The 16,223-nt window shown below is 39.3% G+C and carries 17 protein-coding genes; 4 read left to right on the forward strand and 13 right to left on the reverse strand.

From position 1 onward, the window contains the following. Positions 1 to 3 precede the first annotated feature (3 nt). The 4 genes from A5888_RS08700 to A5888_RS08715 all read right to left on the reverse strand — a co-directional run bounded on the left by A5888_RS08700 (position 4) and on the right by A5888_RS08715 (position 3,886). On the reverse strand, positions 4 to 1,083 hold the full coding sequence (locus A5888_RS08700) for an alanine racemase (RefSeq protein WP_086350081.1): 1,080 nt from the start codon (positions 1,081 to 1,083) through the stop codon (positions 4 to 6). Then, complete coding sequence (locus A5888_RS08705; protein ID WP_086350080.1) at positions 1,080 to 2,180, reverse strand: DUF871 domain-containing protein; 1,101 nt, start codon at positions 2,178 to 2,180, stop codon at positions 1,080 to 1,082. The genes A5888_RS08700 and A5888_RS08705 overlap by 4 nt, the downstream gene beginning before the upstream one ends. Next, positions 2,181 to 3,473, reverse strand: a complete 1,293-nt coding sequence (locus tag A5888_RS08710; RefSeq protein WP_086350079.1) for a PTS sugar transporter subunit IIC — start codon at positions 3,471 to 3,473, stop codon at positions 2,181 to 2,183. It abuts the gene before it with no gap. A 281-nt stretch (positions 3,474 to 3,754) separates the two neighbouring features. Beyond that, positions 3,755 to 3,886: a hypothetical protein gene (locus A5888_RS08715; protein WP_283160597.1), complete on the reverse strand. Its 132-nt coding sequence runs from the start codon at positions 3,884 to 3,886 to the stop codon at positions 3,755 to 3,757. 235 nt (positions 3,887 to 4,121) lie between these two features. Between A5888_RS08715 and A5888_RS08720 the strand changes: the two genes are divergently transcribed. Continuing rightward, positions 4,122 to 4,358, forward strand: coding sequence for a hypothetical protein (locus tag A5888_RS08720; protein WP_086350078.1), 237 nt, complete (start codon positions 4,122 to 4,124; stop codon positions 4,356 to 4,358). Next, complete coding sequence (locus tag A5888_RS08725; protein ID WP_086350077.1) at positions 4,355 to 4,621, forward strand: hypothetical protein; 267 nt, start codon at positions 4,355 to 4,357, stop codon at positions 4,619 to 4,621. Before A5888_RS08720 ends, A5888_RS08725 begins: the two co-directional genes overlap by 4 nt. Before the next feature lie 57 nt (positions 4,622 to 4,678). On the opposite strand, the gene A5888_RS08730 is transcribed toward A5888_RS08725, so the two are convergent. From A5888_RS08730 to A5888_RS08755, 6 genes are all read right to left on the reverse strand, one after another. Next, entirely contained in the window at positions 4,679 to 5,044 is a 366-nt protein-coding gene (locus A5888_RS08730; protein ID WP_086350219.1) for an HIT family protein, read from the reverse strand. After that, positions 5,022 to 5,597, reverse strand: a complete 576-nt coding sequence (locus tag A5888_RS08735; RefSeq protein ID WP_086350076.1) for a YdeI/OmpD-associated family protein — start codon at positions 5,595 to 5,597, stop codon at positions 5,022 to 5,024. The genes A5888_RS08730 and A5888_RS08735 overlap by 23 nt, the downstream gene beginning before the upstream one ends. Positions 5,598 to 5,800: 203 nt before the next feature. Beyond that, the gene (gene metG, locus A5888_RS08740; RefSeq protein WP_086350075.1) at positions 5,801 to 7,810 is read right to left on the reverse strand and encodes a methionine--tRNA ligase; all 2,010 of its coding nucleotides are present in this window, start codon (positions 7,808 to 7,810) and stop codon (positions 5,801 to 5,803) included. Positions 7,811 to 8,037: 227 nt separating this feature from the next. Next, positions 8,038 to 8,802: an alpha/beta fold hydrolase gene (locus A5888_RS08745; RefSeq protein WP_086350074.1), complete on the reverse strand. Its 765-nt coding sequence runs from the start codon at positions 8,800 to 8,802 to the stop codon at positions 8,038 to 8,040. A 160-nt stretch (positions 8,803 to 8,962) separates the two neighbouring features. After that, complete coding sequence (locus A5888_RS08750) at positions 8,963 to 9,772, reverse strand: TraX family protein (RefSeq protein ID WP_086350073.1); 810 nt, start codon at positions 9,770 to 9,772, stop codon at positions 8,963 to 8,965. 121 nt (positions 9,773 to 9,893) lie between these two features. Continuing rightward, positions 9,894 to 11,552 carry a MutS-related protein gene (locus tag A5888_RS08755; protein WP_086350072.1) on the reverse strand — a complete coding sequence of 553 codons (1,659 nt, stop codon included), beginning with the start codon at positions 11,550 to 11,552 and terminating at the stop codon, positions 9,894 to 9,896. A 203-nt stretch (positions 11,553 to 11,755) separates the two neighbouring features. Between A5888_RS08755 and A5888_RS08760 the strand changes: the two genes are divergently transcribed. Continuing rightward, positions 11,756 to 12,154 carry a VOC family protein gene (locus tag A5888_RS08760; protein ID WP_086350071.1) on the forward strand — a complete coding sequence of 133 codons (399 nt, stop codon included), beginning with the start codon at positions 11,756 to 11,758 and terminating at the stop codon, positions 12,152 to 12,154. Positions 12,155 to 12,362: 208 nt separating this feature from the next. Next, a complete protein-coding gene (locus A5888_RS08765) occupies positions 12,363 to 12,707 on the forward strand; it encodes a hypothetical protein (protein WP_086350070.1) in 345 nt (114 codons plus the stop codon). A 188-nt stretch (positions 12,708 to 12,895) separates the two neighbouring features. On the opposite strand, the gene A5888_RS08770 is transcribed toward A5888_RS08765, so the two are convergent. From A5888_RS08770 to A5888_RS08780, 3 genes are all read right to left on the reverse strand, one after another. Beyond that, positions 12,896 to 13,633, reverse strand: a complete 738-nt coding sequence (locus tag A5888_RS08770; protein WP_086350069.1) for a hypothetical protein — start codon at positions 13,631 to 13,633, stop codon at positions 12,896 to 12,898. Positions 13,634 to 13,770: 137 nt separating this feature from the next. Continuing rightward, complete coding sequence (rpmG, locus tag A5888_RS08775; RefSeq protein ID WP_086350068.1) at positions 13,771 to 13,920, reverse strand: 50S ribosomal protein L33; 150 nt, start codon at positions 13,918 to 13,920, stop codon at positions 13,771 to 13,773. A gap of 127 nt (positions 13,921 to 14,047) precedes the next feature. Then, positions 14,048 to 16,183, reverse strand: a complete 2,136-nt coding sequence (locus A5888_RS08780; RefSeq protein ID WP_086350067.1) for a penicillin-binding transpeptidase domain-containing protein — start codon at positions 16,181 to 16,183, stop codon at positions 14,048 to 14,050. Positions 16,184 to 16,223 lie beyond the last annotated feature (40 nt).

The following is a 16,223-nucleotide window of genomic DNA, read 5'->3' on the forward strand; positions in this document are numbered from 1 at the left end:
TTCTTATTGTATTTTTCCGCGAGCACTGACAGAAACCTCTGTTCCATCCCTAAAATAATAATGATCATATAGGTTAACAGTGCTGCAAATATGGTTAGGAATGATTTCCAGCTCTTCACCTACAGCGACTTGTTCACCATTCAAAATCAGTACACCATGTTCTTCATTCATGCGTTCAAATACAATAGTTGGATGATTTTTTACAATCCCAAACCCTATGATCGATACCTCGCCTCGTGTGGGTTGAACATCTGTAGCAAAGCTTTTACTCCCACCATCAATAACTGCACGATCCCCATGCCTGCTAACAACAGTTACCCGAACAACTGCTGCACAGTCATCTTGAGAGCAGACACCATAAGCCACTTGCATCGCATCATTAAAAATGTAGGTGCCCGGACGAACCTCTGTGATTCGAGTATCAGAAAGTACACCTTCAAGCGTTGGTGTTGAGCCAACACTGATATCTTCGATAACTAGTCCTTTATCAGCCAGTTTCTCAGCCAGTTCAACCATTAGCTCAGCTTCTTCTACGCCAGCTTCAAAAGCATTTTTCACCACATTCCCATAGCGATCTTTGGACCCTCGATAGGTATAAATCCCTGTGATTTTCAATCCCTGTAATTGATGGAAAAGTAGCATGTTCTCTACAGCTTCTTCCATTGATAAGCCTGATCGAAACAATCCTGTATCGATTTCCACTCTGGCTTCCGCAATGACTCCGGACTCTGACGCACCCTCTGATAATCTTACAGCACCATCATACGTATCGATACTGAAAATGAAACGATCGATCCTTTTAGCTAGGCCCAGTGCTTGACGGATTTTCTCCGGATCAACGAGCGGGTAAGCAAGAAATACATCGCGAATGCCATGTGCAATCATGACTTCCGCCTCACTTAATTTTGCGCAAGTGATTCCTGATTTTCCCAACTCATTCTGCCGTATGGCCAGTTCAGGCGTTTTATGTGTTTTTATGTGCGGTCTTAAGGAAATACCACCTTTTTCATCAACCTTTTTCTGCATCGCAGTAAGGTTCTTCAGCATAATTTTTTTGTCGACAAGTAATACAGGTGTTTTCACAGAGTCACTTCTTTTCTAAAAATAAATTTTTTCCAAGGTGTGATGTAGTCCAGCATGAAGTGTTCTTCTTTTGGAATCGAACCAACAACATTCCAAACACCATCGTTTTCACGCTCCTCTAATGCAACCTGCAGCTCACCTGCATAAATGCCATAGGATTCATTTGCAATCAACACATCACCAACCTTGATTTTTGACTCAGCTGGCCTTGCCTTGATTGTTTGTCCCCGGTATTTTGTTCTCGAAGCAGTGGAACGAATCATAAAGCTAGAGATATCTCCCCTTTGAAAATGGAGCTCCTCATAACAGATTTTCGCTTCTGTTTCTGAAATGCCTGTTGACCGATCGACCGAGAAGTTTACAACATATGGCTGAATTTCTGAAAGCTGCTTCAATTCTGCTTCTGTTGCATACGCATTGCCTACGATGATGTCATCGATATCCGCACAAGCCCACATGGCTCTCGCTTGCAAATCGATCGATAGCTCACGGTCTCTTTCTAATGTAGGTTGTCCTTCCGAGATATCCCATGGACCGATCGTTCCAGATTGGCTGGTAACAAACGCTGCCGTATGCAGACCTAGCTTTTTATATCGCTCAGTTGCTTGGATAAAATAGGATTCTTTCAACCCAGAATAACGCTGTGGATAAAAGTTATGGCACCCGACAAGCTGATCTTTATTTGGTTGGAAATCTAAAATATTTTCCACATAGCTTGTGTCATTACTGATATTTACTTCAATTTTCAACCCTTCCGGATTGTAGGTCATCAAGCTCTCCTCTGATCCGGAAAAGCTCCGATCCAAACGAAAACCAGCAGCTCCAAGCTCTTCAAAAAAGGATAGATCATTTAGAGAAATGCCCATATTGGAGAAAAAAGAAGGGTAAACATCAACATAAGTCTCAATACCCAATGATCTCGCTAAACCAATTAGAGGCTTGTATTTTTCTAAAAGCTCATTTTTTGTCAATTCTACAGAAAGAAAACAGGTAAACATTCGTGTAAACCCATAGCCGGCTGCCAATCGAATATAAGCCATGTCATCTTCTTTCCGTGTCTTTTCAGGATAAATAGAAAAGCCAAGCCCTTTTGTCATTTAATTTTCCACCTCACTGGATTGAATAAATTGTTTTTCCGCTGCTTTTAAGAACGGCATATAGAGAACCACAGCAATCACGAAATTGACCAACGCTAGTGCGCCTCCTCGCCAAGAACCAGTAGCTAAGAAGCCGCCAATAACTGGTGGTGTTGTCCAAGGAACGAGCACGATCGTTTTTGGTACAAGTCCTGTACTGATTGCCATATAAGAAATAACAGTTAAAATCATTGGAACCAATAAGAAAGGAATAAATAACAATGGATTCAGAACGATTGGAAACCCAAACATCACTGGTTCATTAATATTGAATAAGCTCGGAGCTAAAGATAACTCTGAAACAACTTTATACGGTTTATTTTTTCGTGTGAACAATAGAACACTGACAACTAATGCTAACGTTGCTCCCGTACCGCCTAAATATACAAAAGAATCAAAGAATGGTTTCGTTACGATGTTCGGAATATCCAATCCTTTTTCTAAAGCGGCAATGTTTTGGTCGATTGCCGGTAAATAGACACTTTGCATGATTGGTTCAAGAATACTTCCGCCATTCAATCCAAAGAACCAAAACAAGTGGTTGAGGAATACGATCAATAATGCTGTTGGTAGTGTATTTGCCATTTTCACAATTGGTGCTTGCAATAAATCATAGAAGGACTGATGAATACTTTCAACGCCTGCTGCATTGAACAAAACTCGAATAAGTGCGAAGAAAATGATGGTAAGCATTCCCGGCATCAGTGATGAAAATGATTTCGCTACTGCTGGTGGAACACCATCTGGCATAGTAATGACAAGCTTTTTATTATTTGATAATCTGATAAAAATTTCTGTACCGATCAATGCTACAAAGATTGCGATAAATAGTCCTTGTGCTCCCATCCATGCGAAAGGCAAACCAGAAGTACTGCCATCTTCGGTTGAGAATGAGGCCATGATCGTTACCAATGATGCTAAAGAAATCGCTCCAGCAGTTACTCCGTCTTTTTTATACGATTTAGCTAATGCAGCAGAGATAGTGTAGACAACAATAAGTGACATCACATTGAACGCCCCTTGAGAAATGGAGTTGGCAAAGCCTTTCCACCCATCACCATCAAAAATCGAGTTCATCATATTTTGATAAGCATCAATTGGCAGGTTGTTGATCAACACAGCTAGAGAACCGACAATCATTAACGGCATAATGACCACAAATCCATCTCTGACGGCAACTAAATGTCTCTGTGCACCAATTTTTGAAGCAATAGGGACAAATCTTCGATCCAGTAAATCAATGATCTTTTTCATTTTATTTCCTCCTAACTAAATTACATTAACCGGTTAATATGATTTGATTATAGTCTGCAATAAAATGAATGTCAACTCTTTTTTAATCGCTTTCATTTGCATAGTGATTTTCTATATCCTGGTTAATGTAGCTTCTATTGAGCAAAAATGCTGAGGAATATTGAGAGTAAAAAAAGAGACGTGACATAGCTATGCCCGATCTCCTAAAATTGACTGATTATTCTTCTCATATGCATTCTCTCGCTGTGCTATAAATTACTCCCTCTAATTCAATCAATACTCTATCTATTAATTAGCTTTACTACTTGCTTTAAAACAATCGTTCCACCGACGATTAAAAACACATTTTGAATCAGTTTATCTGACACATTCAATTGATAGTTGAATGGCTTCGCATTAACTTTGATTTCCATCTACACACCTCCAACTCTTCAGTTTGCTTATTCCCATAGACTCTCTTTAGTATACAAAATAAACTAGACAGTGAAAAGCAGCTATTCTTCCTGTCGAGATCATTTCTCACAGAACCAATCATTAAGTTTTTCTTAAGAATTCATAGTACTACACTCTATGTCGTCGTATAATAAAGAACAAGGACGGTTTTAATAAATTTACTTAGACCAGTAAAAGGACGGAGGCTAACGGACAGTGTTACATAAAAAGAAAGAAGCACTTCAGAATATTCGCTCCAGACAAGTCCTGCTGGCACGCCAATGCTCAGATCTAATTTTGTTTCACCGAGAAAAACTGACACATGAAGCAGGAGCTGTCGAATCTCGTCCACACTGTAAACAATTTACAAGGAAGCAGTCCGAGTTTGCAGCAAATACCATAGCCATTCAGCAGCATATTACATTAAAAAAAGAGGAGGACATTCAAACATGACATCTTTTGTTAAAAATAACCAAGGCAAAGCCCCTTTTACTCTTTATCAGGAAACTGCGGTTAATCAACAGTTTCTTGAAGGAGAGAAAGTAGCCTTCTATTCCGAGCTATTAAGTACTTCACTTCATGGCATTCTTCTAAAAAAATATACTAATAGCTGCCTAATCGATATTTCTTCCAGCACAGAAATCACACGCTCCAATAAAGAAAAATACAATAGCCGATTGGTCATCAACTATAAAATGATTTTTGAGGATTCCTAAATAAAAAGATCATGCGCTCGTTGTCTCCCGCGCATGATCTTTCTGTTTTTTTTCGTATCAATAGCTTTGCTTTTCAGGAATCACGCCACGTACCCCGCCTTTTGGTTTAGACATATCGCCTTCATAGCGAGGAATCAAATGAATATGGCAATGCATGACACTTTGTCCAGCTGGAATTCCGCAATTGCAGCCAATGTTCCACCCATCTGGTTGATATAGTTTCTCTAAATAGTCTTTCCCTTTCAAAATCAACGCATCGATCGCACGTTTTTCCTCTTTTGTCAATTCAAAATAATCCACACGATGCTTCTTAGGAATGACCAACAAGTGGCCTTCATTCACAGGATATTTATCAAAAAAAGCGCCTGCCAGTTCATTTTCTAACACAAATACATCTCTATCACAAAAAAGGCAATCGGCCATAATCATTCCAGTCTCCAAACATCTTTTCTTCAGCCGATTGTTCGATTAATTTCTGTAATCTTTTGTCAAACACAGCTTTATCTTTTCTCTTATCTCGTTGAATGCAGTCAATACGAACTCGTTGGTACAGGGAGGGAAAATTTTTGAAGTGCGCCCATGCTGTCGGATTTTTGGTAAAGGCTTGCATAATCTCATCATCTATAACAAAACCATCTTCAGACATATCAGGTAATACTGCACGTCCTGAATCGGTCATAAGACCCAACTTTTCTAATCTACGGCAACGCTCCTTGTTTAATTCAGACCACGAACTTCTTTTAGCACGAGGGGTAAATTTCTGCATATCTATCCCTTCAATTTTTTTATGTGTTGTATCTATCCAGCCAAAACAAAGTGCTTCTTCTACTGCATCAAGATACCAGACAAAATTTTCCGGTGGGTTCTTTCCTTTTTTTGTGATTATCCAGCATTCAGTTTCTGTATCATGATGTTCAATTAACCATTGTCGAAACGACATTCTTGTTGTTATATTAAGTACATTTTTTGGTTCCACTTTGATTAAACCTCCAAAAGTTTGATTTAATAAGAGCATAGCATGTCTACTTTCAAAAAACAGTATCGAATAATTATGAACGCATTTTCAATACTATTATTTGAAATCGACTTTACTTACAGTCTGAATCATTCATAAGGATACCTCCTTGTTAAAAAAGAAGAGAGAGCGCCACTTTTCTGCGTTCTCTCTTCTTCATTTCTCTATGCAATAATTGATCCGTTTGGCATGTCTTTTGGTGCCTCGATGATTTGCAATCTGCCTTCTTTATCTTCAGCAGAAAGAATCATCCCTTGACTAATCTGTCCACGCATTTTTCTTGGTTTAAGGTTTGCCACGATTGCTACTTTTTTCCCAATTAGTGTACTTGGGTCCGGGTAAAATTCTGCGATTCCTGATAGGATTTGACGATGCTGTTTGTCCCCAGCATCCAAGCGAAACTGTAATAGCTTATCAGCGTCTTTCACCTTTTTACAATCAATAACCTCTGCTACTTTGATTTCTACTTTATCGAAATCTTCGTATTTAATCTGTTTTTCTTTGACAGAATGTAGTTCTGTTTCTTCTGGATCCCACTTGATTTCTTCGGCTTCCGTCTTAGCGCCCTGCGCCATTTTTCGTTGGATATAAGCAACTTCTGTCTCAATATCCAAACGCGGGAAGATTGGTGTTCCTGCACTTGTTACCTTAACATCTACAGGGAATTCACCAAAATGAATCGCGCCCATGTTCATTGTCTCAGGATCAAGTCCAAGTTGTTCAAAGATTCGTTTCGGCGTTTCAGTCATGACCGGTTGCAATAAGATTGCTACAATACGCAAGGCTTCTGCCAAATGAACCATCACGCTATCCAACTCTGTCTTCTTCTCTTCATCCTTCGCCAAGATCCAAGGCTGTGTTTCATCAATATATTTATTAGCACGAGAAACCAACGTCCAAACTTCTGCAATTGCAGTATTGAACTCCATTTTCTCCATTGCTTCATGGTACTTACCGATCACATTAGCGGCAGTTGTTGAAAGCTCACTATCAAACGGTGTAACCTTTGAAGCATATTGCGGAACATTGCCTTCACAATATTTGTTGATCATCGCAATCGTACGATTCAATAGATTTCCTAAATCATTCGCCAAATCATAGTTCAGACGAGAAACGAAATCTTCCGGTGTGAATACACCATCACTGCCGAACGGAATAGATCGTAATAAGTAGTAACGCAGTGCATCCAATCCATAACGCTCTACAAGCATCTCAGGATAAACGACATTGCCTTTCGATTTAGACATTTTTCCATCTTTCATCAATAGCCAACCATGACCGAAAATTTTCTTTGGCAGCGGTAAGTCTAGCGCCATCAGCATAATTGGCCAGTAAATTGTATGGAAACGAACAATTTCCTTCCCAACCATATGCACATCTGCCGGCCAGAATTTTTGGAACAAACTGTCATCATCAGAGCCATACCCTAAAGCAGTGATATAGTTTGATAATGCATCGATCCATACATAAACAACGTGTTTAGGATCTTTTGTCAGCGGAACACCCCATGAGAAGGTTGTCCGTGAAACAGCTAAGTCTTCTAATCCAGGCTTGATAAAGTTGTTGATCATTTCATTCTTACGAGATTCCGGTTGAATGAACTCCGGATGCTCATTATAATATTCGAGTAATCGATCTGCATATTTGCTCATACGGAAGAAGTACGATTCTTCTTTCACTAGTTCGACTTCATGACCACTTGGTGCTTTTCCGCCGATTACCTTGCCTTCTTCATTACGATAAACCTCAGCCAGCTGAGTTTCAGTGAAATATTCTTCATCTGAAACAGAATACCAGCCTTCATATTCACCCAAATAGATATCGCCTTGCTCCAGTAAGCGGTTGAAAATCATCTGCACAGCTTTGACATGGTAATCATCTGTTGTACGAATGAATTTGTCATAGCTGATATCCAAAGTTTTCCATAGCTTTTGAACATCTGCTGCCATTTTATCCACATATTCTTTAGGCGTAACATCCAATTCTGCCGCCTTATGTTCGATTTTCTGACCATGTTCATCTACCCCTGTCAGGTAAAAGACATCAAAGCCCATCAATCGTTTGTATCGTGCCAATGCATCGCAAGCAATGGTTGTATACGAATTTCCAATATGTAATTTCCCACTTGGATAGTATATAGGTGTCGTAATATAAAATGTTTCCTTTTGTGTCATATAGAAACATCCTCCTTCTATTATTTTCCGTGATTCCTGATTTTCACTCCTAAACAGTATACCATAATTCTTTTTATAACTATATAAATCCTAAAAAAGAATTCCTCTCAGAATACGTCTCTATGCTATTGGCTACAACCATACAATGCTGCTACTTCTCTACGATTTACTTCATAAACGGTCGATTCATTTCTCTATTTTCTTTCCTGAAGCTCTTTGGATACTGCTTACAACTCCAGTAAACTTTGAGCGAAAAAAGCGGCTGTTTTATCCATTAATGTTCCCTGTACCAAATGACTTTCTCCGGTACCTGTCAAGAACTGAACGTTTTCAGCATAATCTTGGCCGTTAACAAGCTGTTCAAAGTCAGCCATATCATCATAAGGAATCTTCTCGTCCTCTGTTCCATGCCAGAATAAGACTGGTCTGTCGTCAAGCTTTTCAGGATTTCGGGATAAATCATAGTTTTCTACCCAACTCAACAGCAATGGCAAATCTTCAGGAACATACACAGCCATCCCAGCTGCTTTCGTCATAACTCGCTGGATATATCTTAGTGGGTAAGGCGTCCCCATCAAGCAGGCGGCCGCTTGAATGTTCGGATGCTGCGTCAGCAAGCCGCAGGTCGTGATACCACCCATTGACACCCCGCCAACACCAATTTTATTTTCCTGAATCATCTCAAGCTGTTCAAAGAAATGAACCAGTACAGAAAATTCAATTAGGTTATACTGAATGCTTGACCAAAACGTGATGGAAGGAATCGTTGAGATTGCCCCTGTTTTGCGCTCTCCATGGTTCATTGCATCTGGCAAGATCACGCGAAAGCCTTTAGTTGCAAGCTTTCTGGCTTGTGTCAGTGATAGCTCCTTGACAGACTGCCAGCCATGGTAATAAATGATCAGCGGTAATGCTTGATTTTTCTTTTCCTCCGGTGTAACTTCCAAAACCGGAATCTTCTTTATGTAACGGTGACGAATGCTCAATTTCATAGTTGTGCTTCTCCTATCTATTCAATACACTCATTGTCCATTCTATCATTGATCCTCCGGCAGACAAACTGAAACAACCAACAAAAAAACGATCTTAAAAACAGCTCGCCAAGAGACATGCTTTTAAAACCGTTCAACACCTATATTTGTCGGTTACTTTTTAAATAAAATGAGTATAGATGATTGAGGCAAGAATATACAGCAACCAAATATGTGCTGGATAAAACACATAGAAAAATTGTTTCATACTTTTTCCTCTTTCGCCATTGTATAGAGCAATTGGAATGATTGCAAAAATCATCATCCACTGAGTGTTCCATGTTAATAATGAAGAAACATCACGGCTGGCAAAAAGGCCTGCGACGACTGCAATAGCTAGACATTGCACTGTCCTATTTTTTCTGAACACATACATTGCCGTAGCTAAATAAATCATGATGCTATTTTCAGAGAACATGGTCGACGGAAAAATATAGCTCAATGTAAATAACGCCATTGTGCCATTTGTCAAAGCATATATTAAGATTATTGAAATCAATACGGGGAGTATCAGACATAAAATCCCTTTGAATAATTTACCATACGCCTTTTCCTTGTAGCCTTTACTGATCAGTTCTATCCCATACATTGACAGCACCGCAATAAATAAATCAGAAAAAATATTATTCATCAATCCCACATCACCCAATGAAAAAAAACGCTGGACCAAATAATTGCCAATGTTCATTAGAAAAAAGCCCAGCCAAAGCCGTTTCAAATATTTCTCCTTATTACTAGTATGACTGAATCCTTCTACACTAATGAAGAAAAATAGTGTTGCGACAGGTCGCCCAAACCAATCCAGCCAGGCTGGCGCCCCCATGATCGAAAACATTTCATGGATATGATCGATAAACATAAAAACCACACCCAGTACTTTTAAATCAAAAGTTGTGAATCCTCTTTTCCCGTTTTCTATCTGTGCATGCATCAAATTTTTTCCCTCCTTCCATCCGATTATACGCCGAGCTAGGAGGGAAAATACAGGAACAAAAACATAAGATGACATGACAAAACTGAAAGGTGAGTCCGTTTTTTGAATAACTTTGGAATCACTCAATCACATTCCAGCTACGGTGCTCATCAAAGAAAGCCGCTTCCTTCTTCGCATTGCTGACGACCTCTTCCGGGTAATCCATAATCTTAAGTAATTGGAGCGCATTTCGTGTCCGCGCTTTTCCAGGTTTCAACTCATAATCGAAACGAATACCATCTTCCTCAACCCGTTCCTCAAAATGAACATTCTCACAAGAGTGCTTCAAAATCTCTGTCAGCTCAATGTCATGAGTCGCTACAAATGCTAGAGAAGGATATGTCTTCATCCAATTGACAATGCTAGCAGAAGCAGAGATACGCTCGATCGTATTTGTTCCTTTTAGAATCTCATCAATGAAGCAGTAACACCGCTCATTAAGCTTTATCTGCTCCATCACACGTTTGATGGACTTGATTTCTGCAACAAAATAGCTATCGCCTTCAAATAAATCATCCTCCACTGCCATGGATGTCAGCACATGGCCTCTTTCCATCATGAATGTTTCTGCAGCGGTCGTATGGATTGTTTGAGCTAAGATACAATTGATAGCAATACTTTTTACATACGTTGATTTTCCTGAAGCGTTTGAACCGGTGACCAACGTATTTTTCTGCCAGTTAATTGGGTTAACAACTGCAGCTTCATCCAATAGAGGATGATAACTGGCAGCAGCGACGACTCCACCAGCTTCAAATATTGGAATGGCTACTTGCGGCATATACGAACGGAAATTGAGAATGGCATACGCCGCCTCCAATCGCCCTAAAATATCCCACAATGCAACGGCCTGCTCATGATACTGACCCAAACGTTTCAACACGAAATTATAGGAAATAAAGGGGATCATCAGGGCCATGTTCAAATAATCAAACATCACTTCTGCCTCTGAGTTTGATTTCACTCGAAACGATGCCCCAAAATGCAGAATATTTTTCAGTGGTGCTAAGTGTTTCTGTAATTCTGATTGAACAGGTGACTTCACTTTGCCAATTGCTTTAGCAGTAGCTAATGTCTGAACAAAATAACGCATACTATTCAACTCAGTTTCCAGCAGCTCCTTTTTTCTCAAATAATAAATGACATTGAAGCAGATACTTACCAACGTAAGTATAGCACCCCCGACTAACCCAAAAGCCAAGAGGAGCAACCCAATAACCGGAAGCAGTCCAAGTAAAACATGTAAATAAAAACCGGACAGCTCCTTTCCATTCGTTGTAGACAAATAGTGCTTTACGAAATTATCATCCTTCTTCCCAAGCTGTGCAAATCGAAATTGTATTTCTTCACGCTGCTCTGGATTTTCTTGATAAAAGTGAAGGAGCTCCTCTAGCTGTTCGGCTTCCTGTGAGTTAAAATCAAAGTTTCTCATTTGTTGATAAAGGGCTTCAGAACCAACGCTTGAATAAGTCGCATTGACTGCTTCAAAGACCTCCATCATATCTAAATCATACCAAGTCACATCGTCAATCTCACTATCAAATTTCTGATAGGTTTGCGCATATTTCCAAGCCTGCTTCAAACTTTCTTCTTTATCTAATCGTTGCCATGCCGGCCGTCTTCCCCATTCGAACCGTATTCGTTGCTTTAGTTTATATCCAGAATAGATATCAATAGCCCAAATCACCAATAACACCAGACAAATCAAGCCAATAACCAACCACACCGTTTGATCCATGAACGTTCACTCCTTTATTGTATCTACTTAGTGTAGCACGACAAAAATAAAGTGTAAAATGTGATTGAAATTGTTGCTTTCCATTTCTTCTCCTTTACGAATAACGCTTCCATTCTTTTTTTTTAGGCAATGTCTTTGACAAAATAGTTCGCGCATGAGATTCTTGTCCCGTAATCAATCAATTAAAAATCGGAGGGATTCCCATGGCAACAATGGTATTTGTTAATTTTCCTGTATCAGATGTACAGCGCTCTACCGACTTCTATCAAGCATTGGGTTTTGTTCAAAACAAAGAGTTTTCAACAGAACAAACCAGCTCAATGGTCTGGGATGATAATTTTTGGATCATGCTGCTCAGCCATGATTTCTATAAACAATTCATCAAAGATAAAACAATTGCCGACACAAAAACAACAAGTGGTGCTTTGACAGCCTTTAGTATGGACAGTGCAGATGCTGTGAAAAAATTTGCTGAAATAGCCAAAGCAAATGGTGGCGATTATTTCAAAGTGGAGATGGGCATACCGGAAGATCAGATGTTCGGATTGGAAGTGCAGGACCCGGATGGCAATACATTAGAACCCACATGGATGGCGATGTAGAAAGAAAAGGGGAATATGTTCGACAAGATTTGAGTAAATCATACTTGTATATAAAAAGGTTTGCAGATTCTCTTCTTCAGAGAGCTGCAAACCTTTTTCATGTATGCTTATTTCCAAACAGTGAGGATAACCATATTTATTCAAACATATATGGCAACTGTTTTTCATGCTATACTTGTTTTGATCATAAACAGAAGGGAGCTCTTTTATGAATTTTAGTGATTACAAAAAAAGACTAGATGAACACTCACCCTTTATTGAGGCCTTGCATGAAAAATGGATTTTCGATATCGATCTCTTTGAACAATATCTGGCAGATTGCCGTGGATTGATCCGCTTGATCAAACGTGAGGGTCCTTCTTCCCAGACAAAAGAGCTGGTCTGTCAAATCATCGATATTTTTGAATATACCCTCCTTACCTTTTTCTATCATTTAAAAGAAAATGATTTATCCACAATCAAAAACTATGAGGAGCTAGTCGAAAAAGATTATTTTGAAACATTGGAATATGGGATAAGACAACTATCAAAAGAGCTGATTATGGCTATCTAAACACTGATAAACAAAAAAGTTTTTCACTATTACCATAAGCAACTATAAAAAAGACAGGAGCTGGTTTACTAGACCTTCAGTAAAACAGCTTCTGTCTTTTGATTCACTACACTCCAGTTAGCTTTTTTTATTCTATTGCGTTCGTTTTAAAACCAAGTTCATTTCGTTTAGCTATCTTTAGTGATACGTTATTGCCCATTCCTTATATTCTCAATCAATTGTCGTACCTCTCGTAATGTCGTGGCTCGTAAATCTTTAGATGGATTGTACTCCCTAATAATCGTACCACTTTCATCGTATTCAATAGCAGCTGGTTCCTCATTATCGGGTCCGCTGATAAACCCAAATCCTTCTCCTTCCGGAATCGCTAAGATTTTATAGTCATCATCATCAAAGTCTTCGGTTTTCTGAAAGTACTCAAAATCCTCAGATTGCTCGACCATTTCTTTTATTTTTTGTAACGTAAAATTCAATTCATCCTTCTTTTCATATTCCATCGGTTTACTCAAACCTTCCATTTCAGGATTCGTCGTACCGCGATTTAATACAATGTTTCCATTCGATTTCAGTTCAATCCTATAAGCCACCTGATCGACCCTATTTTCAAAGCGAAAATAGATACTCTCTTTCACCGATTCTTTTGCAACAAATTCTGTCTCTACAGCTGCTTCATCACCGTACTGAATAGTTAACCCTGTCGCGTTACGTTCAATGAATACTGCATCTCCCATCTCAGCTTCATCTAAACATTCCCAGGTACCACCAAGAGAAGCATAGTCCTTTTCAGAAATATTTTCCTTTGCTTTTTCCGAAGTAGAGATCGTATCACTAGATGACTCCTTTGAAGACTCACTCTTTTTATCTAGCGAACATCCGGAAAGAATGAGCAAAAAAACAACCAGACACAAAGCAACTAACTTTTTCATCATTCTCCTCCTTTTCATTTAGTATACCAACAAATCAAGCGAAGCAGAAAGCTATTTTGAGTACATTCTATCCGAAATTTGATAAACAAAAAACTGGAAGCCCTATAATTAGGGATTCCAGCCATATCGTCAAATGATTATTTTGTTTCACGATGTAAAGTAACTTTTCTTTCACGCGGGCAGTATTTTTGTTTTTCGATACGGTCCGGAGTGTTACGTTTATTTTTGCTTGTAAGGTAGTTACGTTCTTTACAAGAAGTACATTCTAGAGTAATGTTTACGCGCATTTCTTTCCCTCCTATGTCTCAATTCATTTTATTCTAAGAGAATTCTTAGCCTTAGCTATCATATCATGTTTGATTATGAATTACCAGACTTTTTAGTAATTTTGTAAAGGAGAACTCCTTTACAAAATTACTTGTTGTACATTTCGGCATAAGCATTGATGACAGCTTTTGCCATGTACTGATTGTTCTTAAAGTTTTCGCTGTTATTATTCAGATTCGGTAAGATTACACTAACTGCAATTTCTGGATCTTCATAGGGGCCATAAGCAATCACATTACTATTGACTGTTTCATGAGCTTCACCATTTTCATCCACATACGTCGTTTCGGCTGTACCTGTTTTAGCTGCTATAGTCATTTTTGCATCACTCATATATTTCCCAGTTGTAAAGCCGCTAGTTCCGTAAACAACATTGTAAAAACCTTCTTGGATCAATTTCATTTGTTCACTTGAAATGTTTACTTCATTCAAAATTTTAGGCTGTGCTGCTTCTTTCAACGCCCCCAAGGTCCCATCAAGATTATTCTCATAAATTCCTTCAACGATATGATTTTCCATCCGTTTGCCATCATTTGCGACTGTGGCTACATACTGTGCCAGCTGCAAGGCAGTATAGTTATCATACTGACCAAAGGATAAGTCAAGTAGGTTACCGGCATTTGGCGCTAAAGCAGGATCATCAAAAGTTTTTGTTACGAGTCCTGTAGATTCGCCGGGAAGATCGATTCCTGTAGATACTCCCATCCCATATTCAGCATAGGCGTTCCGCAAGATTTCAAATACTCGAGAATCTCCTGTCGTATAAGGAACCATCATATTAGGTGTGTATTCTGTCCCTAACATCTTGAAGACTAGCTTCATCATATAGGAGTTAGAGGAGAATTCCAACGCCTGCTGTGCAGTAATTGGGATTTTGGAATACAAGTTAAAGTTTGATGACTTCACATTACTTCCGGCAATCCGTATCGGTTCATCAATCATCCCGTCATTGCCCTGAATCACGCCGCTTTCATAACCAGCAGTCAATGTTGCCCCTTTGACAACAGACCCTGGTACAAAAACTTTGTTAATTGTCGCCAACGGATTGGAGGTCAGCTCATTGGTTTTCACATCATGATCATAGGCGACCATTGCTAAAATCGCACCAGTTTTTGGATTTGTCACAGCAATATACACCCCATCAGAATATGGTGCATTACCACTTGCAAGTATCTGTTCATACTGTGCCTTGACTACTTCCTCCAATTTCTTTTGAAATTCTGTATCAATTGTTAATTTCAGATTTTTCCCTTTTTGGCCTTCTGAAAGTAAGGTTTGACTCGTTACTTTCCCCGTACTGTCAAGAGATACTTCTGATTTTGCTTTTGTTCCCTGTAAAACAGATTCATATTGCTTTTCCAAGTAGCTGGTTCCGACCCGGTCATTACGCGCATAGCCCTTGGCTAAATACTCATCGACTTCTTCGGCTGGCAGACCGGTTTTTTCCGTAGAAATCGTTCCAAGAATACTGCGTAAAACGGAGCCTTCCGGATATTCCCGTGTCCAATCCATACCTGTTGATACTCCCGGAATCTCCGCAGTGTGTTCACCAATGACTGCCACTTCATTCTCAGATACTTCTTCATTTTTGATGAATGTCGTATTCAGCTCAGAGACAGAATTCATTCGTTTGTAAATCGTCGCAGCCTGAAGCGTATGTTCATCAAAATTGATTTCTTCTTCCGCTACTTTATCAACGGTCAAGGAATAAAGCGTACTTTGATCCGTGATTGTGTTCCCGCTCTCATCCGTTTTGTCTTTGTCGGTCAAACGATCCTGCGCCGCTTTCAAGTTTTCTTTGTTTGCCAGCCAGTAATCCTTTTTATCCCGCTCAGTCAAATCATCTGCCGGCACATGAATCAGGTCATTTACTCGATTAGCGATTTCCAGAAGATCATCTGCTTGTACATTTTTTCCTCTAGTATACGTAATGGCCAAATTGGATTTGTTGCTCACCAAAAGCTTTCCTTTCGCATCATAAATCTCTCCACGTGGCGCACCGGATTGAACCACCAAATTTGACCCTTGGGCGATCCGTTCTACATAGCTATCCCCTTCCACGATTTGAAGATAGCCCAGACGGACGATTAGCGAAACAAACAGGCCAAAGATAATAAAAAATAGAAAGTTCAATCGGAAAGGAATGTGAGACTTTCTCGCTTTGTATGTATTCGGTTCTTCTTGTGTTTTCTTCCATTTATCTAAAAAGTTCATGTTTTTCATCGTCGTATCCTTTCACCCAGGAAAAGTCCTGCCTTCTTAT

The sequence above is a fragment of the Enterococcus sp. 9E7_DIV0242 genome, from assembly GCF_002140975.2.
In the GTDB taxonomy this organism is placed as follows: Bacteria; Bacillota; Bacilli; order Lactobacillales; family Enterococcaceae; genus Enterococcus_L; species Enterococcus_L clewellii.

Bases quoted from the DNA above. Each gene is read 5' to 3' on its own strand.
- A5888_RS08705 (WP_086350080.1), bottom strand. From the start codon at position 2,180: ATGACAAAAGGGCTTGGCTTTTCTATTTATCCTGAAAAGACACGGAAA.
- A5888_RS08710 (WP_086350079.1), bottom strand. From the start codon at position 3,473: ATGAAAAAGATCATTGATTTACTGGATCGAAGATTTGTCCCTATTGCT.
- A5888_RS08715 (WP_283160597.1), bottom strand. From the start codon at position 3,886: ATGGAAATCAAAGTTAATGCGAAGCCATTCAACTATCAATTGAATGTG.
- A5888_RS08725 (WP_086350077.1), top strand. From the start codon at position 4,355: ATGACATCTTTTGTTAAAAATAACCAAGGCAAAGCCCCTTTTACTCTT.
- A5888_RS08730 (WP_086350219.1), bottom strand. From the start codon at position 5,044: ATGGCCGATTGCCTTTTTTGTGATAGAGATGTATTTGTGTTAGAAAAT.
- metG (WP_086350075.1), bottom strand. From the start codon at position 7,810: ATGACACAAAAGGAAACATTTTATATTACGACACCTATATACTATCCA.
- A5888_RS08745 (WP_086350074.1), bottom strand. From the start codon at position 8,802: ATGAAATTGAGCATTCGTCACCGTTACATAAAGAAGATTCCGGTTTTG.
- A5888_RS08750 (WP_086350073.1), bottom strand. From the start codon at position 9,772: ATGCATGCACAGATAGAAAACGGGAAAAGAGGATTCACAACTTTTGAT.
- A5888_RS08755 (WP_086350072.1), bottom strand. From the start codon at position 11,552: ATGGATCAAACGGTGTGGTTGGTTATTGGCTTGATTTGTCTGGTGTTA.
- A5888_RS08760 (WP_086350071.1), top strand. From the start codon at position 11,756: ATGGCAACAATGGTATTTGTTAATTTTCCTGTATCAGATGTACAGCGC.
- A5888_RS08765 (WP_086350070.1), top strand. From the start codon at position 12,363: ATGAATTTTAGTGATTACAAAAAAAGACTAGATGAACACTCACCCTTT.
- A5888_RS08770 (WP_086350069.1), bottom strand. From the start codon at position 13,633: ATGAAAAAGTTAGTTGCTTTGTGTCTGGTTGTTTTTTTGCTCATTCTT.
- rpmG (WP_086350068.1), bottom strand. From the start codon at position 13,920: ATGCGCGTAAACATTACTCTAGAATGTACTTCTTGTAAAGAACGTAAC.
- A5888_RS08780 (WP_086350067.1), bottom strand. From the start codon at position 16,183: ATGAAAAACATGAACTTTTTAGATAAATGGAAGAAAACACAAGAAGAA.